General features: G+C 68.7%; 20 protein-coding genes. 4 read left to right on the plus strand and 16 right to left on the minus strand.

Annotated elements, in window-relative coordinates; translation table 11 throughout:
• Window positions 1-3 precede the first annotated feature (3 nt).
• The 9 genes from ftsW to ACIQLK_RS11185 form a co-directional block, all read right to left on the minus strand.
• Window positions 4-1218: a putative lipid II flippase FtsW gene (gene ftsW, locus ACIQLK_RS11145; RefSeq protein ID WP_400364846.1), complete on the minus strand. Its 1215-nt coding sequence runs from the start codon at window positions 1216-1218 to the stop codon at window positions 4-6.
• Window positions 1175-2716 carry a UDP-N-acetylmuramoyl-L-alanine--D-glutamate ligase gene (gene murD / locus ACIQLK_RS11150; RefSeq protein ID WP_400364847.1) on the minus strand — a complete coding sequence of 514 codons (1542 nt, stop codon included), beginning with the start codon at window positions 2714-2716 and terminating at the stop codon, window positions 1175-1177. Before murD ends, ftsW begins: the two co-directional genes overlap by 44 nt.
• Window positions 2713-3822 carry a phospho-N-acetylmuramoyl-pentapeptide-transferase gene (mraY, locus tag ACIQLK_RS11155; RefSeq protein WP_400364848.1) on the minus strand — a complete coding sequence of 370 codons (1110 nt, stop codon included), beginning with the start codon at window positions 3820-3822 and terminating at the stop codon, window positions 2713-2715. Before mraY ends, murD begins: the two co-directional genes overlap by 4 nt.
• Window positions 3819-5231, minus strand: a complete 1413-nt coding sequence (gene murF / locus ACIQLK_RS11160; RefSeq protein WP_400364849.1) for a UDP-N-acetylmuramoyl-tripeptide--D-alanyl-D-alanine ligase — start codon at window positions 5229-5231, stop codon at window positions 3819-3821. The genes mraY and murF overlap by 4 nt, the downstream gene beginning before the upstream one ends.
• 26 nt (window positions 5232-5257) lie before the next feature.
• Window positions 5258-7069, minus strand: coding sequence for a peptidoglycan D,D-transpeptidase FtsI family protein (locus ACIQLK_RS11165; RefSeq protein ID WP_400364850.1), 1812 nt, complete (start codon window positions 7067-7069; stop codon window positions 5258-5260).
• Window positions 7070-7073: 4 nt separating this feature from the next.
• The gene (locus ACIQLK_RS11170) at window positions 7074-7682 is read right to left on the minus strand and encodes a hypothetical protein (protein ID WP_400364851.1); all 609 of its coding nucleotides are present in this window, start codon (window positions 7680-7682) and stop codon (window positions 7074-7076) included.
• Entirely contained in the window at window positions 7679-8680 is a 1002-nt protein-coding gene (gene rsmH, locus ACIQLK_RS11175) for a 16S rRNA (cytosine(1402)-N(4))-methyltransferase RsmH (protein WP_400364852.1), read from the minus strand. Before rsmH ends, ACIQLK_RS11170 begins: the two co-directional genes overlap by 4 nt.
• Before the next feature lie 62 nt (window positions 8681-8742).
• Entirely contained in the window at window positions 8743-9174 is a 432-nt protein-coding gene (gene mraZ, locus ACIQLK_RS11180; RefSeq protein WP_400364853.1) for a division/cell wall cluster transcriptional repressor MraZ, read from the minus strand.
• A 207-nt stretch (window positions 9175-9381) separates the two neighbouring features.
• On the minus strand, window positions 9382-9759 hold the full coding sequence (locus tag ACIQLK_RS11185) for a DUF3040 domain-containing protein (protein ID WP_400364854.1): 378 nt from the start codon (window positions 9757-9759) through the stop codon (window positions 9382-9384).
• Between the two features lie 60 nt (window positions 9760-9819).
• On the opposite strand from ACIQLK_RS11185, the gene ACIQLK_RS11190 reads away from it, so the two are divergent.
• On the plus strand, window positions 9820-10914 hold the full coding sequence (locus tag ACIQLK_RS11190; RefSeq protein WP_400364855.1) for a polyprenyl synthetase family protein: 1095 nt from the start codon (window positions 9820-9822) through the stop codon (window positions 10912-10914).
• 36 nt (window positions 10915-10950) lie between these two features.
• Here ACIQLK_RS11190 and ACIQLK_RS11195 read toward each other — a convergent pair whose 3' ends face one another.
• Window positions 10951-11277 carry an Rv2175c family DNA-binding protein gene (locus tag ACIQLK_RS11195; protein ID WP_400364930.1) on the minus strand — a complete coding sequence of 109 codons (327 nt, stop codon included), beginning with the start codon at window positions 11275-11277 and terminating at the stop codon, window positions 10951-10953.
• A 186-nt stretch (window positions 11278-11463) separates the two neighbouring features.
• Here ACIQLK_RS11195 and ACIQLK_RS11200 point away from each other — a divergent pair, with 186 nt between their 5' ends.
• Together ACIQLK_RS11200 and pknB are read left to right on the plus strand one after the other, a co-directional pair.
• A complete protein-coding gene (locus ACIQLK_RS11200) occupies window positions 11464-12657 on the plus strand; it encodes a LysM peptidoglycan-binding domain-containing protein (RefSeq protein ID WP_400364856.1) in 1194 nt (397 codons plus the stop codon).
• Between the two features lie 69 nt (window positions 12658-12726).
• A complete protein-coding gene (pknB, locus tag ACIQLK_RS11205; protein ID WP_400364857.1) occupies window positions 12727-14685 on the plus strand; it encodes a Stk1 family PASTA domain-containing Ser/Thr kinase in 1959 nt (652 codons plus the stop codon).
• Between the two features lie 70 nt (window positions 14686-14755).
• Here pknB and ACIQLK_RS11210 read toward each other — a convergent pair whose 3' ends face one another.
• From ACIQLK_RS11210 to ACIQLK_RS11220, 3 genes are read right to left on the minus strand one after another with little or no spacing between them, the layout of a single operon-like run.
• Window positions 14756-16084, minus strand: coding sequence for a class II 3-deoxy-7-phosphoheptulonate synthase (locus tag ACIQLK_RS11210; protein ID WP_400364858.1), 1329 nt, complete (start codon window positions 16082-16084; stop codon window positions 14756-14758).
• Window positions 16085-16134: 50 nt separating this feature from the next.
• Window positions 16135-16824, minus strand: coding sequence for a lysophospholipid acyltransferase family protein (locus ACIQLK_RS11215; protein ID WP_400364859.1), 690 nt, complete (start codon window positions 16822-16824; stop codon window positions 16135-16137).
• Window position 16825: 1 nt separating this feature from the next.
• Complete coding sequence (locus ACIQLK_RS11220; protein WP_400364860.1) at window positions 16826-17761, minus strand: ROK family glucokinase; 936 nt, start codon at window positions 17759-17761, stop codon at window positions 16826-16828.
• A gap of 146 nt (window positions 17762-17907) precedes the next feature.
• Between ACIQLK_RS11220 and ACIQLK_RS11225 the strand changes: the two genes are divergently transcribed.
• Window positions 17908-19743 (plus strand): AMP-dependent synthetase/ligase, encoded by a 1836-nt coding sequence (locus ACIQLK_RS11225; RefSeq protein ID WP_400364861.1) that lies wholly within the window; start codon window positions 17908-17910, stop codon window positions 19741-19743.
• Window positions 19744-19792: 49 nt separating this feature from the next.
• Here the strand turns inward: ACIQLK_RS11225 and ACIQLK_RS11230 are convergent, their stop codons facing one another.
• The 3 genes from ACIQLK_RS11230 to ACIQLK_RS11240 are packed head-to-tail and all read right to left on the minus strand — an operon-like array spanning window position 19793 to window position 25220.
• The gene (locus ACIQLK_RS11230; protein ID WP_400364862.1) at window positions 19793-20281 is read right to left on the minus strand and encodes a peptide deformylase; all 489 of its coding nucleotides are present in this window, start codon (window positions 20279-20281) and stop codon (window positions 19793-19795) included.
• A complete protein-coding gene (locus ACIQLK_RS11235) occupies window positions 20281-21759 on the minus strand; it encodes a MinD/ParA family protein (RefSeq protein WP_400364931.1) in 1479 nt (492 codons plus the stop codon). Before ACIQLK_RS11235 ends, ACIQLK_RS11230 begins: the two co-directional genes overlap by 1 nt.
• Window positions 21760-21812: 53 nt before the next feature.
• Complete coding sequence (locus ACIQLK_RS11240) at window positions 21813-25220, minus strand: pyruvate carboxylase (protein WP_400364863.1); 3408 nt, start codon at window positions 25218-25220, stop codon at window positions 21813-21815.
• Between the last annotated feature and the right edge of the window lie 2 nt (window positions 25221-25222).

Genomic DNA, 25222 nt, shown 5'->3' on the forward strand with positions numbered 1-25222 from the left:
AGCCTACCGGCGGGCAGGTGCGACGCTCGGCGCCGGCGTGGGCAACGTCCGGGCGAACGCGAGGAGAGCCCCGCAGGCGAGCAGGACCGACATCAGCGACGTGCCGCCCTGCGACATGAACGGGAGCGGGACGCCGAGAACAGGGAAGACCCGCAGGACGACGCCGATGTTGATGAGGGCCTGACCGACGATCCATACGGTCACCGCTCCCGCCGCGATGCGGATGAAGGGGTCGTGCGTCTTCCGGATCACGTGGAACGCGCCGATCGCGAAGAGCGTGAACATCGCCAGCACCACGACGCAGCCGATGAGGCCGAGCTCCTCGCCGACGATCGCGAAGATGTAGTCGTGCGACGCCGCGGGCAACCATGCGTACTTCTCGCGGGAGTTGCCGAGTCCGAGCCCGAAGACGCCTCCGCTGGCGAGGCCCCAGATGCCGTGGAGCGGCTGATAGCAGTCGCCGTAATAGTCCGCGAGGCAGTCCGGGTTCATGAAGCTCATGATGCGCCTCATCCGATCCGGACTCGTGATCGCCAAGAAGGCCACAGCGCCCACCGCCAGCACGAGCGGGATCACGAAGATCCGCAGGCGCACGCCGGAGAAGAACAGCGCCGCAAGGAGGATCAGCACGAGGATCATGGCTGTGCCGAGGTCCTTGCCTGCCACGACTGAACCGATGACGATGATGGCAACCGGAACGACGGGGATGAAGACGTGCCGCCAGTCGCCGAGGAGCGTCTGCTTGCGGTAGAGGACGTAGGCGAGCCACAGGGCGAACGCGAGCTTGAGGAACTCCGAAGGCTGCAGCTGATTGCCCGCGATCATGATCCAGTTGCGGTTGCCGCCGTCCTCGAACCCCAGCGGCGTGAAGACGAGGAGCTGCAGGAAGAGAGCCCCGGTGAGCGCGATCCATGAGATCCGCTTCCAGAACAGCATCGGCAACCGGCTCAGCACGAACATGAGCGGGATGCCGACCACGGCGAACACGCCCTGCTTGATCGCCGTCTCGAACGGCCCGCCCGCACCCGAGGTCGCCATCGTGGCGGAGAGGACCATCACGAGACCGAAGATGGTCAGGATCAGCGCGGTCGAGGCGATGAGCAGGAACTCGCTCGGAACCGGCGCGAAGACCTTGCCGAGCGCGACGCGCGCCGTGAAGGCCGTAGAGCCGCGGTCAGCCGGATCCGACGGGGCCGGACGGTCGGTCGTTGTCGTCACCGGCGTCCTTTCCGATCCGTGCGTTCACCGCGTCGGCGAAACGCCGACCGCGATCCGAGTACGAGGCGAACTGGTCGAAGGACGCCGCAGCCGGAGCGAGGAGGACCACGTCTCCGTCCTGCGCGACGCCCGCCGCCAGCGCGACGACCTCGGTCATGACGTCCTCAGTCTGAGCGTGGTCGACCTCGAAGACCGGAACCGCCGGGGCGTGTCGCCCGAAAGCCCCCACGATGTCCCCACGCTCGACGCCGATGACGATGGCGGCCTTGACCGCGCGACCGCGCGAGGCGATGAGGTCGTCGATGTCGACGCCCTTCAAGAGTCCGCCGATGACCCAGACGGCCCCCGGGTATGCCTGGAGGGAGGATGCCGCCGCGTGCGGGTTGGTCGCCTTCGAATCGTCGACCCAGGTCACGCCGTCCGCGACCGCGACGACCTCGATCCGGTGCGGGTCGAGGCGGAAGCTGCGCAGGGCGTCCCGAATGGCCGCGGGAGGAACGTCGATGGATCGGGCGAGGGCGGCGGCGGCGAGGATGTTGGCCACGACGTGCGGTGCGGCGAGACCGGCGTCCGACAATTCCTCGACGGTCGTGATCTCCAGCGCGTTCGTTCGACGCTCCTCGAGGAAGGCGCGATCGACGAGGATGCCGTCGACGACGCCGAGGTCGCTCGGGCCGGGAACCCCGAGATCGAACCCGATGGCGCGGCATCCCTCGACGACCTCGGCCTCCTCCACCATTTCGCGCGTCGCGATGTCGCTCTTGTTGTAGACGCAGGCCACGCGGGACTGCCGATAGACGACCGCCTTGGCGTCGCGGTAGGCGTCGTACGAACCGTGCCACTCGAGGTGGTCCGCCGCGAGGTTGAGGCAGACGCTGGCGTGGGGCGACACCCGCCCCGCGTCGCCCGCCAGGCCCAGGTACCAGAGCTGGTGACTGGACACCTCGACGACGAGGACGTCGAAGCCCTCGGGGTCGCGGACCGCGTCGAGCACCGGAACGCCGATGTTGCCGCACGGGGCGGCGCGAAGGCCCCCGGCAACCAGCATCGTCGCCGTCAGCTGCGTCGTCGTCGTCTTGCCGTTGGTGCCGGTGATCAGCATCCATTCCGCCGGTGTCCCGTCGGGCCGCAGCACCTTGTCCCGGACCCGCCAGGCGAGCTCGATATCACCCCACACGGCGACTCCCGTCGCACGCGCCCACGAGACCACGGGGTGATGCGGCGGGAATCCGGGCGAGGCGATGACGACGTCGGGGCGGTGAGCGACCAGTTCGTCGGGAACGGATCGGAGGTCCCCCTCCCACAGCTGCGCACCGATGACCGGCAGGAGGCGCGCGTACTCCTCCGTCGCGGTCTCGGTGACGACGAGGACGTCGGAGCCGAGCTCGGCGAGTGTGTCGGCGACCGAGAAGCCCGTCATCGAGAGGCCGAGGACGGCGACGCGCAGTCCGGACCAGTCCGCGTGCCAGCTCGTCAGGCGATCGAGATCCGCGGTCACAGCGCGGCCAGCCAGCCGACGTAGAACAGCGCGACGCCGAAGATGGCCAGGATGCCGGCGATCACCCACATCCGGACGACGATGGTGATCTCCGGCCATCCCCGCATCTCGAGGTGGTGGTGGAAGGGACTCATGAGGAAGAGCCGCTTCCCACCGGTGGCCTTGAAGTAGTAGCGCTGCAGGATGACCGACGCGGGCGCGACGATGAACACGCCCGCCAGGATGATCGAGAGGATCTCCGTGCGGCTGAGAACGGCCATCGCGACGATGACACCGCCGATGGCCATCGAGCCGACGTCACCCATGAACATCTTCGCCTTCGGCGCGTTCCACCAGAGGAAGCCCACGAGGGCGCCGACGAACGAGGCGGCGACGATCGTCAGTCCCATGGGGTCCCGCGTGTCGTAGCAGGCAGCCGTGTACTCGGTGACCAGGGCAGCGGAGTGGCATCGCTGCTGCAGCTGCCAGAAGGTGACCAGGCTGTAGGCCGAGACCGTGAAGATGCCCGCACCCGTCGCGAGACCGTCCAGGCCGTCGGTCAGGTTCGTTGCGTTGGACCACGCGACGGACATGAACGAGATCCACACGAGATAGAGGATCCAGCCGGCGACCGCGCCGAGCGCCATGAACGAGAGCGTGGGGATGTCGCGGAAGAAGGAGATGTAGGCGGATCCCGGGGTCTCGCCGTACTGGTTCGGGAAGTTCAGGGCCATGACGGCGAACGGCACGGCGACCGCGATCTGCCCCACGATCTTGCGCCACCCCGAGAGACCGAGGCTCCGCTGCGAGCGCACCTTCATGTAGTCGTCGATGAACCCGATGATCCCGAGACCGACCATCATCCACAGCACGAGCAGACCCGACACGGTCGGCTCGGTGCCGCCGGTGTAGCTGCCGACGAAGAAGCCGACGATCGTCCCGAGCACGAAGACGATGCCGCCCATGGTGGGCGTACCCCGCTTCGTGTGATGGCTCGGGTTGTTGATGTCCTCCGGGGTACGGATGACCTGACCCCAGCCGATCTTCCGGAACAGCCGGATGAACAGGGGGGTGAGGAAAAGAGTGAATGCCAGCGAGATCGTCGCAGCGGCCAACAGGGATCTCACGAGAAGAATTCTCCCAGACGGTCGCCGAGGAACCTGAGCCCGGCGGAGTTGGAGGACTTCACCAGCACGCGATCACCGTCGCGGAGCTCGGCCGTCAGGTAGTCGTAAGCCTCGTCAGCGGTCTCGAAGAAGACGGCTTCGCCGTCCCACGAACCCTCGCTGATCGCAGCCAGGTAGAGCCGCCGCGCGGCGGAGCCGATCACGACGATGCGCTCGTAGCGCAGGCGCACGGCCTGGAGCCCGATCCGGTCGTGCTCCTCCCCCGCCTGTTCGCCGAGCTCGGACATCGCCCCCAGGACCGCGACCTTCCGCTGGCCGGGGGCGGTGATCTGAGCGACCGTCCGCAGCGCTGCGGCCATCGAGTCGGGACTCGCGTTGTAGGCGTCGTTGATGATCCGGACACGGTCCGTGCCGAGCGGCTGCATCCGCCAACGCTCCGCGATCTCGACCGTTCCGATGCGGGCGATCGCATCGGCGGGGTCGACGCCGAGCACCTGGGCGACGGTGATGGCCGCCAGAGCGTTCATGATGTGGTGCTCACCGAGCACCTTGAGGTGGAGGGGCAGCTGACGTCCGTCGACGTGAACGGTCGCGGTCGTGCCGGATGCCGTGACCTCGACATCCTCCGCACGGACATCCGCGGTTGCGCCGCGCCCGAACCACCGCACGTCGGCGCCGCGCTCCTGGGCAGCGTCGGCCATCGCGGCGACGCGGGCGTCGTCTGCGTTGAGAACCGCGGTCCCGCCGGGCCGGAGGGCTTGGACCAGTTCGGTCTTCGCCTTCTGCGTCGCCTCGACGCCTCCGAAACCGCCGGCGTGGGCGAGTCCCACCATGAGGACGGCGCCGATGTCGGGAGTGATGAGACCCGCGAGTTCCGCGATGCGGCCTGGGCGCGAAGCGCCGAGCTCGCTGACGAGGTAGCGCGTGTCGTCCGTCACGCGCAGCATCGTCACGGGCGCGCCCACCTCGTTGTTGAACGATGCCCGCGGGGCGACGGTGGGGCCCTCGTCCTCGAGGATCCGCGCGAGGAGATTCTTCGTCGTCGTCTTGCCGTTCGATCCCGTGATGCCGACGACCTGCAGCATCCCTGCGGCGCGCACACGCGCGACGACCTCACGGGCCAGGGCGGCCAGTGCGGCGACGGCGTCGGGGACGACGACCTGCGAGATCTCCGCATCGACGCGGCGCTCGACGATGGCGAGGGCGGCACCGGCTCGGGCGGCGCCGTCGACGAACAGGTGCCCGTCCGTGACGTCACCGGGCTTGGCGACGAACACGGATCCCGGCTCCATCTGCCGCGAGTCGGTGTCGACCGTGCCCTCGACGACTGTTTCGGGGGTGTCCGCGCCGGAGAGGCGAAGGGTGCCGCCGACGGCGTGCGTCACCTCGGCGAGCGTCATCCGGATCATGCTGGGGGTCTCCTCGTGCGCTCGGCTCAGTCGGTGACGGGAAGGAGGGGGGTCTCCGAACCCGACGGCATGATGCGGTAGTGCGTGAGCACCTGCGCCATCGCCTTCTTGAACACCGAGCGGTTGGCCGACGACATGCGCTGCTTCTTGGGCTCGTCGAAGACCGTCAGGACAACATACTTCGGATCGTCGGCAGGAGCGAAGCCGACGAGCGACGTGAAATACAGGTTCTTCTTGTAGCCGCCGTGCCCGTCGGGGATCTGCGCGGTGCCGGTCTTGCCGCCCACCCGATAGCCCGGAAGAGCGACATCCTCGGCGAGCGTGCCCTGCGCGAAGACGTTCTCGAGCATGAGGGACACCTCCTTCGCGGTCTTCTCCTTGATCACGCGCTCAGGCGCGGCGAGCTTCGGCTCGATGACCTGGCCGTTCGCCTTGGTGCACGATTCGACCAGGGACGCCGGCATGCGTACGCCCCCGTTTGCGAAGGTCTGGTAGGCGTTCGCGACCTGGACAGCGGTCACGGTGAACGCCTGTCCGAACGTGGTGGCGTACTTCGTCTGGTTGTCCCAGGTGTCGGCGGGTCGCAGGATCCGCTCGGGCTCCCCCGACCATCCCAGGCCGTCCGTCTGTCCCGCGCCGAACTTCTTCAGGTAGTCGTAGCGGGTCTGGGGATCGACCATCGCGCCGAATTGCGACATCGCGACGTTCGAGGAGGTCACGAGACCGCCGTTGAGCGTGAGGTTCTGCGTGGCGTGCTTCTCGGAGTCGTTGACGACGGCGCCGTTCGAGAACACCATGCGGTCGGGAACGGTGACGGTCGTGCCCGGCGTGACTCCTGCCTGCTCGATCGCCGTCGCCGCCGTGACGGGCTTGAAGGTCGAGCCGGGCTCGAAGGAGGTCCGCAGCAGACGGGACCCCCGGTCCTCGGCCTTGCTCGCGCCGGGATCGTTGGGGTCGACGGAGTCGGTCTCGGCGATCGCGCGGATCTTGCCGGTCGCCACCTCCATCACGAGGATTCCGCCCCAGTTGGCCTGGTAGCGGTCGGTCTCCTCCGCGATGAGCTGCTGCATGTACCACTGCAGATCGGAATCGATCGTCAGCTTCAGGGTGCCGCCGTCGACCGCTGGCTTCTCCACGGCCGTGCCGGGGATCGTCACGCCGTTCGCGCCCCGCTGGTACTTGATGCTCCCGCTCGTGGGTTCGAGGCACGAGTCCTGGAGCTTCTCGACGCCCTCGAGGGGCTCGCCGTCCGAACCGACGAAGCCGATGATGTTCCCCGCGACCGCACCGTCGGGGTACGACCGCGAGGCGACCGGTTCGAAGGAGAGGAAGGGGATGCCGAGATCGTCGAGCTCGCGGAACTCCGCCGTCGACACCAGCCTCCTGATCACCTGGTATCGACTCTCGGGGTTCTTCGCGTATGCGTCGTCGACGAGCGCGCGGACCTCGTCGGCGCTCTGCCCGGTCACAGTGGCGATCTCGGCAGCGATCTCCGGCCACGTGACCATCACGGTGTCTCCGGCATCGTTCTTGACGATCGCGCCGGTGTCGTCGCGGAGGGACATGCCCGCCTCGGCGAGCTTCGGGTCGACGACCACGTTGTACCGCAGCATGCTCGTGGCGAGCGGATTGCCGTTCGCGTCGACGATGGTGCCTCGAGCGCCCTCGAGCGTCGTGGTCGTCTGCATGCCCTTGCTGAACGCGTCTTCGACGTGCTGGCTGGCGTTGACGACCTGGATGTCGATGAGGCGCGCGACGAACGCGACCAGGACGACGAGGACGACGGCGAGGGCGACGACGGTGCGACGGCGAGGACTGCGGGTTGCTCGAGTCGTCATGTTCTCAGTGTGTGGCGGGGGTCGGCAGTCCGTCGGCGATGGACGGGGGTGTCGGCGTATCGGCCAGGAGCTTCTTGTCGATGGAGACCCCCGTGTCGAGGCTCGCCTCGGGGTCGGTGACCAGCGGGACGCCCGCGACCAGGGCGTTGGACACCGCCGCCCGCGAGAGTGCCTGGATGGACGACGTATCCGAAGCGCCGCGGGTGGGCCCGAGTGTCGTGCCGTCGCTCAGTCGGATGTAGCTCGGCTCACCACCGGCGACGAGACCGAGCGCCGCAGCGTTGGCGGCGAGGAACTGGGGCGAGCTGAGTCCGGCGACCTCGTCCTGGAGGATGTTCTTCTGATACGTGACGTCCCGCTGCTGCACGGTGAGGCTCTTCACCTCGAACGCGTCCTGCGTGGTGACGATCGACAGTCCCATCTGCACGCCGGCGATCGCGAGGGCGCCTGCGACGGCGATGATTCCGAACGCACGTCTCGGGCGACGGCGCGGTTGAGCGACGACCCCCCAGCCGGGCCGGCCGACGGGTCGCAGAGCGGGTGCCGCCGAGCCGAGGAGGACCTCACCGGGCGCGTTGTCGATGACGGTGGTGGCCAGTGCCGAAGCGCTCATGACGCCTGCCTCACTCTCTCGGCCGCGCGCAGCCGGACGGGGGTGGCGCGCGGATTGCGGATCTTCTCTTCGTCGGACGCCAGCTCGGCACCCTTGGTGAGCAGGCGGAATCGGGGAGCGTGCTCGGGCGGTTCGATCGGGAGTCCGGCAGGAGCGGTGGACCTCGTCGCCTCCGCGAACACGCGCTTCACGAGACGGTCCTCGAGGGACTGGTACGACATGACGACGATCCGGCCGGACACGGGCAGGATGCCGAGCGCAGCCGGCAGGGCACGCTCGAGGACCGCCAGTTCGCCGTTGACCTCGATACGCAGCGCCTGGAAGACGCGCTTGGCCGGGTGGCCGCTGCGCTCGCGCTGAACGGCCACCGGCGTCGCACTGACCAGGATGTCGACGAGCTGGGCGGACCGCTCGATGGGAGCATCCTGACGAGCGGCGATGATCGCCCTCGCGTACCGACCGGCGAGCTTCTCCTCGCCGTAACGCTCGAAGATGCGACGCAGGTCGCCCTCACCGTAGGTCGCGACGACGTCCGCCGCCGTGGTCCCCGCGGACTGATCCATCCGCATGTCGAGGGGAGCATCCTTCGAGTAGGCGAAGCCGCGGTCCGCCTCGTCGAGCTGCAGCGACGAGACACCGAGGTCGAAGAGGATGCCGTCGGCGCGACGGACGCCCACGGTCGAGATGGCCTCGGCGATGCCGTCGTAGACGGTGTGCACGAGATCCACCCGGTCGCCGAAGCGTGCGAGCCGCTCCCCCGCGATGCGGAGCGCGTCCGTGTCGCGATCGAGTCCGATCAGACGCACGTGCGGGAAGCGTTCGAGGAGTGCCTCCGAATGCCCGCCCATACCGAGCGTCGCATCGACGACGACGGCGCCGTCGTGCTGCAGCGAGGGGGCGAGCAGCTCGACGCACCGATCGAGCAGGACGGGGGTGTGGATCTCGTCGTGGGCCATGATTCCTTCGGTTTCCGTCTGACCCTCGACCCCGATCCCCATCCGCTCCGACCTGGCGCCGGGGAAGTGCGTCAGGGCGTGCGGCTGGGAGTCGCAGTCGAGGATCAGAAGAGTCCCGGGATCACCTCCTGCTCCATGTCCGAGTAGGTGTCTTCGTTGCTGTCGGCGTAGGCGTTCCACGCGTCCGCGTTCCAGATCTCGGCGTGAGCGCCGACACCGGTGACGATCAGCTCCCGCTCGAGGCCGGCGTACGTGCGCAGGTGCGGCGGGATCGTGATGCGGTTCTGGGAATCGGGCTTCTCCGCGCTCGCACCGGAGAGGAACATGCGCTGGAAGTCGCGCGCCTGCTTGTTCGTCAGCGGTGCTTCACGGATGCGCTCGTAGACCCGCTCGAACTCGGCCGAGCTGAACACGTAGAGACAGCGCTCCTGGCCTCGGGTGACCACGACGCCGGAGCCGAGGTCGTCGCGGAACTTGGCGGGGAGGATGACCCGGCCCTTGTCGTCCAGCTTGGGGGTGTGGGTGCCCAACAACATCGCTCGGTCACCCCCTTCGTCCGGCCCGCTCCAGGATGACGCCACTTTACTCCACTTTCCTCCACTATGCGACGGTTACGCGGTGTGCCGCATCCCTGCCGCACCACCGGGCGACCGCGGGGTGGTACCGCTCGGGTGCGCGGGCACAAAAAAAGCACCGACCCGGAGGTCGGTGCTTCAGAGGTGGAGCGAGGTGGAGGGTGAGGATCAGCGATCGTCGTTGCGGCGGTCCCAGCGGTCGTTCATGCGATCCATGAAGGAGGCGGATGCGGGCGCTTTCGCCGCACGGGGCTTGCGCGTTCCCGTGGCGGTGCGCGCTGCTGCGGCCCCCTTGGCCGGCGTGAAGGCGAGAACGACCCCGCCGACCATGACGACGAAGGCGATCACGCCGATGACGATGAGCGACGTCGCGACGCCGACGACGAGGCCGGCGATACCCAGGAGTACGAGGACGGACCCGTAGACGATGTTGCGGTAGCTGAGCGGGGCCGCTCCACGGTCCGCGCTGACAACATCGGCGTCGTTGCGCATGAGATGGCGTTCCATCTCGTCCAGCAGACGCTGCTCCTGCTCTGACAGTGGCATGCATCCCCCTCGGGTCGGTCCGACAAGTGTACGCGTCCGCGTGATCACTAGGCTAGGCCTGTGTCCTCCCCTCACGACCCGATCGTCGCCGTTTCCCAGCGAGTCGAGAGGTTCCTCGGGGCGCAGCGCGACGCTGCTTCCGATTTCGGCGACGAGGCGCGAGCGTTCGTCGCCTCCGGCGCTGCCGCGGCGACCGGCGGCAAGGCGTTCCGAGCCAGGTTCTGCCTCGCCGGCTGGCGGGCGGTCGCCACGGCGAACGGCGCGACGCCGACCACGCCGGAGGCCGTGATCGCCGCCTCGGCGGCGCTGGAGATCTTCCACGCCGCGGCGCTCGTGCACGACGATGTCATCGATCGCTCCGATACACGGCGCGGCCGCCCGGCATCCCACCGCGCGTGGGAGGCCGAGCACCGTGCAAACGAATGGGCGGGCGAAGCCGCCGAGTTCGGCCGGTCCGCAGCAATCCTTCTGGGCGACCTCCTGGTGGCGTGGAGCGACGACCTCCTCGAGGAGGGTCTGGCCGACGTCGAGATCTCCCGCGCGCACCGCGCCCGGACGGAGTTCGCGCGGATGCGGCGCGAAGTGACGATCGGTCAATTCCTCGATGTCGCGGAGGAGTCCGCCTACGTCGCGGCCCCCGTCGACACCCACCCCGATCGAGCACTGCGTGTGGCCTCCTTGAAGTCCGCGCGGTACAGCGTGCAGCATCCCCTGCAGCTCGGCGCCGCGCTCGCCGACGCCGATGCCGAGCAGTACCGAGCGCTGGCGGCGTTCGGACACCCCATCGGCCTCGCGTTCCAGCTTCGTGACGACGTGCTCGGGGTGTTCGGCGACAGCGCGATCACGGGCAAGCCTGTGGGCGACGACCTGCGTGAGGGGAAGCGCACGCTGCTCATCGCCTACGCCCGTGCTGCCCTCTCCTCTGGAGCGCTTCGCGTCTTCGACGAGCTCATCGGCGAGCAGGACCTGACGCCCGAGCAGGTGACGCATCTGCAGCAGACGATCGTGGACACCGGCGCGCTCGCCCGGGTCGAGCAGCTGATCGCAGACTGGGCGACGGAGGCCGACCGCGCGCTCCGCGGGGCTCGCCTCGGCCACGCTGCGGTGAGCGATCTCCGCGACCTCGCACGGGCCGCGACGGTGCGCGCCGCCTGATCCGCAGCCATCCGCGCCGTCAGGCCGTCTATGCCGTCAGGCGAGGGTCTGCGCGACCCGCCGCACCTCGCTCTTGCGGCCCTGGCGGAGCGCCTCGATCGGGGGGTGGCCGATGGTCTCCTCCGGTGCCAGAAGCCAGTCGATGGCCTCGTCATCGGTGAAACCGGCGTCCTGCAGAACGATGATCGTCCCCCGCAGTGACGAGATGGGCGCCCCGTCCACGAGGAAGACGGAGGGAACACGCGGCGCGCCGAACCGGCGGGATGCGACGAGCTGGTGCTCGTCGAGCATCCGCCTCACGCGGCCCAGCGGCTCTCCGGTCAGGTCGACCAGTTCGGGAAGACTCAGCCAATCGGTGGACACGGGCGTCACAGAACTCACTCCACAACTATCGCATCCGACGCGGCGACTCGCGGGACCCCTTTTCCTTCACACCCGTCCCACGAACATCATTGATTGACAGCAGTCACAGCGGCGTGTCACGGTTTCGGAGGGGGAATCACCGATCTGGGACCGAATGAAGGAACACCTGTGCACAGGAACGACGTCATGCCCCCTGCCCTGCGTCGCAGAGGCGCTCCCGCCGTGGTCGGATCGATCGCGCTCTCGCTGTCGCTGATCCCGATCGACGCAGCCATCGCGGACGATCACGAGCGCTCCGCTCCCGAACCGCTGTCGGCCAAGGTGCACGTCTCCCCCGCTGCGCCGGTGCACGCGAAGACTGTGGTGGGAACCCCCGCGGCGAGCAGGGCGGTCCGGACGCACGTCGTCGCGCGAGGCGAGACGGTCAGCGCGATCGCCGCGGCGAACCGCGTCCGCACGGCGGACGTGCTCGCGTGGAACGATCTCGGATGGCGTTCCGTCATCCACCCGGGCGACGTCCTCAGGCTCGGGCCGAAAACCGAGAGGACGGATGCCGCGCCCTCGCAGCCCGCGGCCAGAACCGCACCGGCCTACACGGTCCGTTCCGGCGACACCCTCTGGTCCATCGCGAAGCGTCACGGGATGAGCGTCGCGTCGCTCGTGCGCGCCAACGATCTCGGAACCTCGTCGATCATCCACCCCGGCCAGAAGCTGCGGGTCGGCGAACTGAAGGCGCAGCGCGCGGCGGCGACGAACACGACGCCTGCCCCGCGTGCGGCAGCGGGTCCTGTTCACGAGGTGTCCGCGGGCGAGACGCTCTGGGCGATCGCTGCGGAGAGCGGCACCAGCCTCGCGCGCCTCCTCGATGCGAACGGCCTCGACGAGGCATCCATCATCTACCCGGGACAGAAACTCCGGATCCCCACTGCCGCCGCTCGTGCCGCCGCGGCCGAATCCCGCCCCGCGCGAACCGAGTTGGATGCCGAGCAGATCGCGAACGTCCGAACCATCATCCAGGTCGGTCGAGATCGCGGCGTCTCGCGAGACGGCATCGCCATCGCCCTGGCGACGGCGATGGTCGAGTCCTGGATCCGCAACCTCGACGGCGGCGACCGCGACTCGGTCGGTCTGTTCCAGCAGCGGCCGAGCGCCGGCTGGGGGAACGAGGCGCAGATCCGCGACCCCCGTCGCTCCGCCGCGGCGTTCTTCGGCGGGCCCGCCGACCCGAACGGCGATCGCACGCGCGGCCTCCTCGACATCGAGGGCTGGGAGGACATGGCATTCGGGGACGCCGCGCAGGCCGTGCAGATCTCCGCGTACCCGGAGCGCTACGGACCGTGGAAGGACGAGGCCTACCGCTGGCTCGACCTGTACGGGTGATCGTGCATCCGGACCGAGAGGGGTGCGCCGTTACCCGGGCTCGCAGGATGCGCTCCGTAGACTTCTGACGTGACCGCCACCCCGCAGACCGACCCGCTGATCGGCCACCTGGTCGACGGTAGGTATCGCGTCCGCGGTCGCATCGCCCGGGGCGGGATGGCCACGGTCTACGTCGCCACCGACCTTCGCCTCGAACGCCGCGTCGCGCTCAAGGTCATGCACGGCCACCTCTCGGACGACACCGTCTTCCAGAACCGGTTCATCCAGGAGGCCCGGTCCGCCGCACGACTGGCGGATCCGCACGTCGTCAACGTCTTCGATCAGGGCCAGGACGGCGAGATGGCCTACCTGGTCATGGAGTACCTGCCCGGCATCACGCTCCGCGAGCTCCTCCGCGAGCAGAAACGGCTCACACTCCCTCAGACGATCACGATCATGGACGCGATCCTCGCGGGTCTGTCCGCCGCGCACCGCGCGGGCATCGTGCATCGAGACGTGAAGCCGGAGAACGTCCTGCTCGCCGAGGACGGCCGGATCAAGATCGGCGACTTCGGCCTGGCACGCGCAACGAGTGCGAACACCGCCACGGGGCAGATGCTCCTCGGCACCATCGCCTACCTCGCCCCTGAGCTCGTCACCCGCGGGACGGCGGATGCACGCAGCGACATCTACGCCCTCGGCATCATGCTCTACGAGATGCTCACCGGCGAGCAGCCGTACAAGGGCGAGCAGCCGATGCAGATCGCCTACCAGCACGCGACGCACTCGGTCCCCCGACCGAGCGTCAAGAACCCCGCCGTGCCCGAACAGCTCGACGAGTTGGTCCTGTGGGCCACGGAACGCGCCCCAGAGGACCGCCCGACGGATGCTCGCGAGATGCTGGAGCGTCTGCGCGAGATCGAGAAGCAGCTCGGGGTCTTCCCCCAGGTCGTTCGCTCAACGCCCGCCGGATCGAGGGTGGTCGTCGACGACTCCCTCGACTCCGACGAAGTCACCCGCGTCATGCCGGGGACCTTCACCGCCCCCAGCGTCACCACCGAGATCGACAACGCCACCCGACTGCGTCGACGCTCCCACCGCAACGCCGTGAAAGGGGGCTGGCTCCTCGCCGTCGTCCTCCTCCTCGCCGCAGCGGCCGGCGGCGCCGGGTGGTGGTTCGGGTCAGGGCCCGGCTCGCTCGTCTCCGTTCCCGTCGTCGAGGGGATGAGCTTCGACGACGCCCGGAACGTCCTCGCGGACAATGCGCTCATCGCGAAGCGGACCGACGTGCACAGCCTCACCGTCCCCGCCGGGCAGACCATCGGCACCGATCCCGACCCCGGGACCTTCCTCGACCGCGATGCCACCGTCACGGTGAACATCTCATCGGGCCCGGCTACCGCTGAGCTCCCGGCACTGCAGGACAAGACCCGCAGCGAGGTCGAGACGCTCCTGCAGGAGCAGAACATCGAGGTCGCCGCGGTCAAGAAGTACTTCACGACCTTCGCCGCGGATCGGATCGTCCGGGTGTACGTCACGCAGGCCGGCGCCGCCGACCCCGTCGAGTGCACCGAGGGATGCTCCGTTCTCCAAGGGTCTCGCGCCGAGCTGCGGGTGTCGCTGGGTTCACTCCCCGATGTCGTCGGACAGACCGGAGACGAGGCATCCGCCACCCTGACGGACGTCGGCATGAAGGTCGATGAGAAGCGCGAATACAGCAGCTCGGTGGCCGACGACGTCGTCATCCGCGTCGAAGACCGACCCGGTGGCGGCTCGTGGCAGCAGGGCGAGACCATCACCGTCGTCGTCTCCGACGGACCGAGGCCCGTCGAGGTCCCCGACGTCGTCGGGGAGACCGTGCGCACCGCCGTCGAACGGCTCCAGTCGGCCGGATTCAAGGTCAACCCGAACATCGAGGACGCCGAGATCCCCCTCGGCGGACGCTACTGGGACGTCTATCGAGTCCGCTCCATGACCCCCGAGGGCGGCACCCTGCAGCGTCCGGGCACCACGATCAGCCTCACGCCGCAGTTCCAGCCGTTCGGCTGAGATCCGGCATCCGCTCCCCGAGAACGACGAAGGCCCGACGGTCTCGACCGCCGGGCCTTCGCGATGCGCGTCAGCGCTTGCCGAGCTCCTCGGCGACGAGGAAAGCGAGCTCGAGCGACTGCATGTGGTTCAGGCGCGGGTCGCACAGCGACTCGTAGCGCGTCGCCAGCGTCGCCTCGTCGATCATCTCCGAGCCGCCGAGGCACTCAGTGACGTCGTCACCGGTGAGTTCGACGTGGATGCCGCCGGGGAAGGTCCCGACGGCTCGATGAGCCTCGAAGAAGCCGCGGACCTCGTCGACCACGTCGTCGAATCGCCGCGTCTTGTAGCCCGTGGGCGTCGTGATGCCATTGCCGTGCATCGGGTCCGTGACCCAGAGCGGGGTCGCGCCGGCGTCCTTCACGGCCTGCAGCAGCGGCGGCAGCGCGTCGCGGATCTTGCCGGCGCCCATCCGGGTGATGAAGGTGAGACGCCCGGGCTCGCGCTCGGGATCGAGCTTGTCGATGAGCTCGAGCGCGGTCGCGGGCGTGGTCGACGGACCGAGCTTCACGCCGATCGGGTTGCGGATCTTCGAGAAGTAGTCGACGTGGGCTCCGTCGAGCTCACGCGTTCGCTCGCCGATCCAGAGGAAGTGGGCCGACGTGTTGTACGGCGTGCCGGTGCGCGAGTCGATCCGGGTCATCGGGTGCTCGTAGTCCATGAGCAGACCCTCGTGGCCGGTGTAGAACTCGACGCCGCGAAGCTCGTCGAAATTCGCGCCCGCGGCCTCCATGAACTTGATGGCGCGGTCGATCTCCCCCGCGAGGCGCTCGTAGCGCTGGTTGGCGGGGTTCTTCGCAAAGCCCTGGTTCCAGCTGTGGACCTCGCGCAGATCCGCGAAGCCACCCTGTGTGAACGCGCGGATGAGGTTCAACGTCGAGGCTGCGGTGTGGTACCCCTTCAGCAGCCGCTGCGGGTCGGCCGTCCGCGACGCCTCGGTGAAGTCGTAGCCGTTGACGATGTCGCCGCGGTACGCCGGCAGCGTGACGTCGCCGCGGGTCTCGGTGTCGCTCGAACGGGGCTTGGCGAACTGGCCCGCCATACGGCCCATCTTCACGACGGGCATCGACGCACCGTAGGTCAGGACGACAGCCATCTGGAGGACCGTCTTGATCCGATCCCGGATCTGCTGCGCGGTCGCGCCGGCGAAGGTCTCGGCGCAGTCGCCGCCCTGGAGCAGGAAGGCCTGACCGGATGCCGCCTTGGCGAGGCGCGCACGGAGGTTGTCGACCTCACCGGCGAAGACGAGCGGCGGGAGGGTCGCGATCTCGGCGGAGACGGCCGCGACCGCATCCGCGTCGGGCCACAACGGCTGCTGCTTGATCGGGAGCGAGCGCCAGTGGTCGAGAGGAGTGGGCATCCGGTCATTCTACCGACGAGGGCGGAGGCCGTCGGCCGTGTGACGCCGCCTCAGGAGGCGTTCGAGCGACGGCGGTCCTTGACCGTCGAGGCGTAGACGTCCTCGTACTCCTGCTCCCCCATACGCTGCAACGCGACCATGATCTCGTCGGTCACCGAACGCAGCACGAAGCGGTCGGATTCCATGCCGTAGAACCGGCTGAAGTCGAGCGGCTCGCCGATCACCATGCCGACGCGTCCGACCCGCGGAATCGACCGGCCGATCGGCATGACCTCGTCGGTTCCGATCATCACGACCGGGATCACGGGCACCCGGGCGGTCAGCGCCATGCGCGCGAGGCCGGTCCGCCCGCGGTAGAGCTTGCCGTCCGGGCTGCGGGTGCCCTCGGGGTAGATCCCGAGGATGTCACCGCGTCCGAGCACCTGCAGGCCGGTGTTGAGGGATGCCTCGGACGCCTTTCCGCCGGTGCGGTCGATGGGGATCTGACCCGTGCCCTGCATGAAGACCCGGGTCGCCCACCCCTTGAGCCCTGTGCCGGTGAAGTAGTCGCTCTTCGCGAGGAACGACATGGACCTGTCGATCATGAGCGGCAGGAAGATGGAGTCGCTCACCGAGAGGTGGTTGCTGGCGATGATGGCGGCCCCGGAGGCCGGGATGTTGCTGCGTCCCACGATCCACGGACGGAAGATCGCCTTCACGATCGGTCCGATGATCAGGTATTTCAGGACCCAGTAGATCATCTCAGACCCGGCCGCCCGCGAGGTCGGCGACGCCGATGAGACCGGCGTCGTTGCCGAGGGTGGCGATGGCGAACGACGCGATGGGCCGCTCGCCGTAGCCGGGAAGCGCCGTCGCGTACGCCTCGCGTACGGGGTGCAGCAGGTGCTCGCCCAGGTCGGCGACCCCGCCGCCGATCACGAACAGTGCCGGGTCGAGCACCGCCTGGAACCCGCCGCACGCCTCCCCCAACGCCGTTGCGACGCGATCGACGGCTTCCAGCGCTCCTGCGTCGCCGGCGGCGATCAGCGCTTCCATCGCGGCTGCCGGCACGATGCCCTCGGCGGTGCGGGCTGCTGCCAGGGCTGCGCCCCGCGTACCGGACGCGGCGATGTCGGCCGCCTCCCGCTGCAGAGCACGACCCGACGCATACTGCTCCAGGCACCCGTTCTGTCCGCATCCGCAGGGGCGGCCGCCGCGTTCGAAGCGGATGTGGCCGAGCTCGCCCCCGATGCCGTTGCCGCCCATGAGGAGCTCGCCGGCGATGATCGCGGCGCCACCGACGCCGGTACCGAGGGTGATCATGACCATGTCGGCGACATCGCGTCCGGCTCCGAAGCGGAACTCGCCCCACCCGGCCGCGTTGGCGTCGTTCTCGAGCGTCACGGGTCGCCCGATGCGGCGCTCGAGCTCGTCGCGGAGCGGCTCGTCCGTCCAGTCGATGTTGGGGGCGTGGAGGATCACGGAACGGCTCTCATCGATGAAGCCCGCTGCGGCGACGCCGACAGCATGGACCACGCGATCCGCGACCAGCTCATCGACCATTCCCGCGACGGCATCGGCCAAGGCGTGGGGGTCGGCGGGGGTGGGCACGCGGCGGCGGTCGACGATGACGCCGTCCGGGTCGACGATGCCGCCGGCGATCTTGGTCCCACCGATGTCGATGCCGACGTTGAGCACGCCACTCCTCTCCGCGCGTGCGGGGAGGCACGGCATCCGTGAGTCTAACGGGGCCGCGCATCCCGCTGCCGCCGTGGGATCGGGGATCACGATGCCCTAGACTCGGTCGCACCTGACGCCACCCGGTACCGAAGGAGTTGCCGCCCATGAGCGCCGTTCAATTCGACGTCCCCGCTGTCGTCCCCGCGGACCCGACCGCGAACACCTCGGACATCCTGGTCGACCGGGTGAAGGCGAGCCCCTCGCTGGCCCTCTTCGCCGTCCCCGACGGAACCGGATGGCGCGACATCAGCGCAGCGGAGTTCCACCGAGAGGTGCTCGCCCTGGCGAAGGGCTTCGCAGCGAGCGGCATCGAGCCCGGCGACAAGGTGGCGTTCCTGGCCCGCACGACGTACGACTGGACGCTCGTCGATTTCGCCCTCTTCTTCGCCGGGGCCGTCATGGTTCCCGTGTACGAGACCAGCTCGCCGTCGCAGATCAACTGGATCCTCAGCGATTCCGGCGCCGTCGCCATGGTGGTCGAGAGTTCCGTGCACGCGGAACGCGTGGCAGAGATCCGCTCGGAGGTCCCGCTCCTGCGCGAGGTGTGGACCATGCAGTCCGGCGACCTCGACACCCTGCGCAAGAACGGCGCGGAGGTCACCGACGAGGAGATCGAACGACGCCGGACCCTGGCGAACTCCGACGACATCGCAACCCTGATCTACACGTCCGGGTCGACGGGGCGACCGAAGGGCTGCGTCCTCACGCACAAGAACTTCGTCGAACTGTCGCGCAACTCGGCAAAGGCCCTGCATGAGGTCGTCGAGCAGCCGGGGGCCTCGACGCTCCTGTTCCTCCCGCTCGCCCACGTGTTCGCGCGTTTCATCTCCATCCTCAACATCCACGGCGGGGTGAAGACGGGCCACGAGCCCGACACCACGAAGCTCCTCGCCGGGCTGGGGTCGTTCAGGCCCACGTATCTCCTCGCGGTACCGCGCGTGTTCGAGAAGGTCTACAACTCCGCTGAGCAGAAGGCCGAGGCCGGCGGGAAGGGCAAGATCTTCCGCGCCGCCGCGGCTGTCGCCGTCGAGCACTCGCGCCGCCTGCAGGACGGCGAGAAGGTCCCTCTCGGGATGAAGGTCAAGTTCGCGCTGTTCGACCGCCTCGTCTACAGCAAGTTGCGTGCGGCGATGGGCGGCCGGGTCCAGCACGCCGTGTCGGGATCCGCACCTCTCGGCTCACGGCTCGGCCACTTCTTCCACAGCCTCGGTGTCCAGATCCTCGAGGGATACGGACTGACCGAGACCACCGCACCCGCGACCGTCAACCTCGCAACGAAGTCGAAGATCGGCACAGTGGGTCCGGCTCTCCCCGGGGTGGGTGTGCGGCTGGCGGATGACGGCGAGATCGAGGTCCGCGGCGTCAACGTGTTCAAGGAGTACTGGCGCAACCCCGAAGCGACCGCTGCGGCGTTCGACGACGGGTGGTTCCGCACCGGCGATATCGGCACGTTCGACTCGGAGGGCTACCTCACGATCACCGGCCGCAAGAAGGAGATCATCGTCACCGCGGGCGGCAAGAACGTCGCGCCGGCCGTCCTCGAGGATCCGATCCGCGCGAATCCGATCGTCGGGCAGGTCGTCGTCGTGGGCGACCAGAAGCCCTTCATCGGGGCGCTCGTCACGCTCGACCGCGAAATGCTGCCGACGTGGATGTCGAACAACGGCCTCTCCGCCGACATGCCGATGTCGCAGATCATCACCCACCCGAAGGTTCTCGCCGAGGTTCAGACGGCGGTGGACCGAGCGAACACGTCGGTGTCGCGAGCGGAGTCGATCCGCAAGTTCGTGATCCTGGACACCGAGTGGACCGAGGCATCCGGCCATCTCACGCCGAAGATGAGCATCAAGCGCAACGTCATCCTGTCGGACTTCGCTGCAGACATCGACGAGCTCTACCAGGCGAACGTGTCGACGACGAACATCTCGCTCGGCCACTGAGCCGAACGACGGAAGGCCCCGGGAACCGGGGCCTTCCGTCGTGTGCGGATCAGAACCAGTCGGATTCCCGCACTTCACGCATCGCCTGACGGCGCACGTCCTTCGGGAGCCGGTCGAGGTAGAGCATCCCCTCGAGGTGATCGCACTCGTGCTGGAGCGCCTGCGCCAGGAGACCCTCACCCTCGACGATGATCTCGTCACCGCTTAGGTCGATCCCCGTGACCCGAGCCCAGGGGTGTCGGATCGCGTCGTGCCAGAGGCCCGGAACGGAGAGGCATCCCTCTCCCGTCGGCACCGGGTCCCCCGCGACCTCGAGGACGGGGTTCAGCACGTACCCGATCACGCCGTCGACGTTGTAGCTGAAGGCCCGCAGACCCACACCGATCTGGGGAGCGGCGACACCGGCACGGCCCGGCTCCGCGACCGAGTCGACGAGATCGGTCACCAGTCGGCGGACGCCCTCGTCGATCTCATCGATCGGGGCGCAGACGCTTCGGAGCACAGGGTCGCCGAACAGGCGGATCGGACGGACCGACATCAGCGCGCCACCCCCGCGGGCCGCAGCCCCTCCACGACGACGGCGGCGAGCTCACGAGCCGCGAGCCGTGTCGACGCGGACAGACCGCGGAACGAGATCGGACCGCCGGTTGCGATGTGCGCGTCGTACGGGATCGTCACCACGGCACGCACACGAGTGCGGAAGTGCGCCTCCAACTCGCTCGGACGCACGAGGCTGGCGCCGGGACGGGACGTGTTCAGGACCACCACGGCGGTGCGGGCGAGTTCCGCGTAGCCGTTCGACTCCAACCACGACAGCGTCTCGGAGGCGAGCTTCGCCTCGTCGACACTGCGACCGGCCACGATGAGCAGCTGGTCGGCGAGTTCGAGGGTCGCATCCATCACGGAGTGGACGATCCCCGTGCCGCTGTCGGTGAGGACGATCGAGTAGTAGTGGGCCGCGATCGCCGCCACGTCGTGGTAGTCGCGGTCGCTGAACGCCTCGGACAGGTGGGGATCGGCGTCGGAGGCGAGGATGTCGAGTCGGGTCTCGTCCCGCGCGACGATGGCGGACAGATCATTGAAGCCCGTCACCTCAGAGCGCGAACGGACGAGGTCGCGGACGGTCTTCCCACTAGAACGCTCGATCCGCTCGGCGAGGGTGCCGCGATCGGGGTTCGCGTCGACCGCGATGACGCGGTCCTCGCGCGCGTCGGCGAGAGCCATGCCCAGCAGCGTGGTGACGCTCGTCTTCCCGACACCGCCCTTGCGCGAGAGCACGGGAACGAACTTCGCACCGCCCGTGAGGGGTGCCGAGATGCGACGACTCAGCTCTTTGCGCGCACGGACCCGAGCGCTGTCCGCGAGGATGACGCGGCGCCCGGTCGCGCCGTAGACGAAGCGCTGCCACAGTCCCCCGGGCTCGGAAGCGGCGACACGCGAGCGGTCGATGAGCCGGTCCGCCGTGAGCAGGTCGGGGCTCTCGCGGTCGGCGCCGAACTGGTCGAGGCGACGGGACTGCAGGGGCTGCTCCTCGACGCGTGCGCCGCGGACCCGTTCGAGAGCGTGCTTGTCGCCCGCCGCGGCAAGATGCATGGCGCGACGCGTGGACCCGGTCTGCGTGGACACCGCCGTCGTCGTCACCGGCGTCACGATCTCCGCGTCGACGACATCGTCCGACCCGGCGGCTTCGTGCCCGACCGGGGTCTGCGCATCGGGTGCCTCGGAGTCGGGGGCTGTCTCGGGGCGTTCTCCCTCGACGACGGCGTCTGCGTCCACGACGGGATCGTCGTCGCTCGGCGCGGCCTCGTCGAGAGCGGGCTCGTGCTCATCGGCCGACACTGCGGCATCCTCATCGTCGATGTAGTCCTCGTCCCCGTCCGAGAGAGGCGGCAACGCGAGGTCGATCTGCGCAGTCGCACCGTCGACGATGCCGATGCCGGTCGTCTCGAGGTTGTCGGTGCGCTCGAGCACACCGTTGTCGACGTCGTCCGACGTCTCGTTGTCGCGCTCACGCATCACGGGGGTCACTCCTGGTGGATCTCGGGGCTTGAGAAGCCCGACGCACCAGGTTAGTCCGCGGGACGGACCACGAGCAAAAGGTCTCCCGCCTCCACCTGCGCGGTCGTGGGGATCACGACGCGCTCCACGACGCCGTCCACCGGGGCGGCGATGGCGGCCTCCATCTTCATCGCCTCGATGGATGCCACGGGTTCGCCGGCGCGGACCTTCATCCCCTCGTCGGCCTTGATCGTGACCACACCGGAGAAGGGAGCCGCGACCTGGCCGGGCTTCGACGTGTCGGCCTTCTCGGCCTGACGCGCTTCGACGGCGACGGAACGGTCGCGCACGGTGACCGGGCGGAGCTGGCCGTTCAGAGTCGCCATGACCGTCCGCATCCCCTTGTCGTCGACCTCACCGACGGCTTCCAAGCCGACATAGAGCTGGACTCCCCGCTCGATCTCGACGACGTGCTCCTGGCCCGGACGCATCCCGTACAGATAGTCGATCGTGTCGAGGGCGCTCAGGTCGCCGTAGGTCTCGCGGACTTCGTGAAAGGCCTTGGTCGGCGCGGGGAACAGCAGACGGTTGAGCTTGTCCCGGCGCGTGGCCGAGTCCGCATCGAGCGCCGCCGTGTCGTCGGCGGAGATCTCTGCCACTCCCGGCTTGATCGAGCGGCCCGCGAGCACCTTCGAGCGGAACGGCTCCGGCCAACCTCCGGGCAGGTCTCCGAGTTCCCCTGCCATGAACCCGACGACCGAATCGGGCACGTCGTACTTCTCGGGGTTCGCCTCGAAGTCCGCAGGGTCGGCCTTCACGGCCGCGAGGTGCAGGGCGAGGTCGCCGACGACCTTGGACGACGGCGTCACTTTCGGAACGCGACCGAGGATGCGGTCGGCTGCGGCGTACATGTCCTCGATGAGCTCGAAGTCCTCCGACAGCCCGAGGGCGATGGCCTGCTGACGGAGGTTCGAGAGCTGCCCGCCGGGGATCTCGTGATGGTAGACGCGCCCGGTGGGACCGGGAAGGCCCGACTCGAAAGGCGCGTACAGATTGCGGACGGCCTCCCAGTAGGGCTCGAGGTCCGAGACCGATTGCAGGTCCAGGCCGGTGTCGCGATCGGTGTCCGCCAATGCTGCGACCAGGGCGGACAGCGACGGCTGGCTCGTCGTGCCCGACATCGGTGCGGCCGCCGCGTCGACGGCATCCGCGCCCGCGGCGCTGGCTGCGAGAAGCGTCGCGAGCTGCCCGCCCGCGGTGTCGTGCGTGTGCACGTGGACGGGCAGGTCGAAGCGCTCGCGCAGAGCGCTGACGAGCTTCGACGCGGCGGCGGGGCGCAGGAGCCCCGCCATATCCTTCACCGCGAGGATGTGTGCACCGGCGTCGACGACCTGTTCAGCCAGACGCAGGTAGTAATCGAGCGTGTAGAGGTCCTCGGCGGGGTCGAGGAGGTTTCCGGTGTAGCAGACGGCTGCCTCGGCGACGGACGTGCCGGTCGCGAGAACGGCGTCGATCGCCGGGCGCATCTGCGCGACATCGTTCAGTGCGTCGAAGATGCGGAAGATGTCCACACCGGATGCCGCGGCCTCAGCGACGAACGCATCCGTGACCTTGGTGGGGTACGGCGTGTATCCGACCGTGTTGCGCCCGCGCAGCAGCATCTGGATAGCGACGTTGGGCAACGACGATCGGAGCGCATCTAGCCGCTCCCACGGGTCCTCGCCCAGGAACCGCAGCGCGACGTCGTAGGTCGCCCCGCCCCAGGCCTCAACCGAGAGGAGTTGAGGGGTGAGCCGCGCGACGTACGGCGCGACGCGCACGAGATCCTTCGTCCGCACCCGGGTCGCGAGCAGCGACTGGTGCGCGTCGCGGAAGGTCGTCTCGGTCACGGCCAGACCCGACTGCGCGCGGAGCGCCTCGGCGAAGCCACGCGGACCGAGTTCGCGCAGCCGCTGACGCGACCCCGCCGGCGCGGCGGCATCGAGGTCGACGGCGGGGAGCTTGGCGCCGGGGTCGGTGTGGACCGGGCTGTCACCGTTCGGACGGTTGACCGTGACGTCGGCGAGCCAGGACACGATCTTCGAGCCCCGATCCTTCGACTCGCGTCCGATCACCAGCTCGGGCCGCTCGTCGATGAACGCGGTGCTGAGGTCGCCGGCGACGAAAGCCGGGTCGTCCAGCACGCGCTGAAGGAACGGGATGTTCGTCGACACCCCGCGGATACGGAACTCGGCCAACGCGCGACGCGAGCGGACCACCGCCGCCTCGAAGTCGCGGCCTCGGCAGGTGAGCTTCGAGAGCATGGAGTCGAAGTGCGGGCTGACCTGCGAGCCCGCGGCGGTCGTCCCGCCGTCGAGACGGATGCCGGCACCGCCGGGCGAACGATAGGTCGTGATCTTGCCCATGTCGGGCCGGAAGCCGTGAGCCGGGTCCTCCGTCGTGATGCGGCACTGGAGCGCAGCGCCGCGGAGGTGGATCTGCTCCTGACGGAGGCCGAGGTCATCGAGGGTCTCCCCCGCCGCGATCCGCATCTGCGACTGCACGAGATCGACATCGGTGACCTCTTCGGTCACGGTGTGCTCCACCTGGATGCGCGGGTTCATCTCGATGAAGACGACTTCTCCGGCGCGAGGACCCGCCGTCTCGAGGAGGAACTCGACCGTGCCCGCGTTCTCGTACCCGATCGATTCGGCGAACGCGACCGCGTATGCGTGCAGACTCCGGCGGACCTCGTCCGCCAGGTTCGGTGCGGGGGCGATCTCGACGACCTTCTGGTGGCGGCGCTGCACGGAGCAGTCCCGCTCGAAGAGGTGAACCGTGTCGCCGGTCTTGTCGGCGAGGATCTGCACCTCGACGTGGCGTGGCCGTTGCACGGCCTGCTCGAGGAACACGCGGGGATCGCCGAACGCGCTGCCGGCCTCCCGCATGGCTTCCGACAGCGCGGGCGGAAGAGCATCGGGGTGCTCGACGCGCCGCATTCCTCGTCCGCCGCCGCCTGCGACGGCCTTGACGAAGATCGGGAAGCCGATCCCGTCCGCCTGCGCGACGAGGGCGTCGATGTCGTCGGAGGCATCGGTCGAACGGAGCACCGGGACACCCGCCTTGATGGCGTGCTGTTTGGCTGTGACCTTGTTGCCCGCCATCTCCAGAACGGTGGACGACGGGCCGATGAAGGCGATGCCGTTCGCTGCGGCCTTCGCCGAGAGTTCGGGATTCTCGGACAGGAACCCGTATCCGGGGTAGATCGCATCGGCACCGCATTCGAGAGCGACGCGGATGATCTCGTCGACGTCGAGGTAGGCCCGCACCGGGTGTCCGACCTCGCCGATCTGGTACGCCTCGTCGGCTTTCAGCCGGTGCAGCGAGTAGCGATCTTCGTAGGGGAAGACGGCCACGGTCCGAGCACCCAGCTCATACGCGGCACGGAATGCGCGGATGGCGATCTCTCCGCGATTGGCGACCAGGATCTTGCGAAACATGC

The organism is Microbacterium sp. NPDC091382, from assembly GCF_044757025.1.
Classification (GTDB): Bacteria; Actinomycetota; Actinomycetes; order Actinomycetales; family Microbacteriaceae; genus Microbacterium.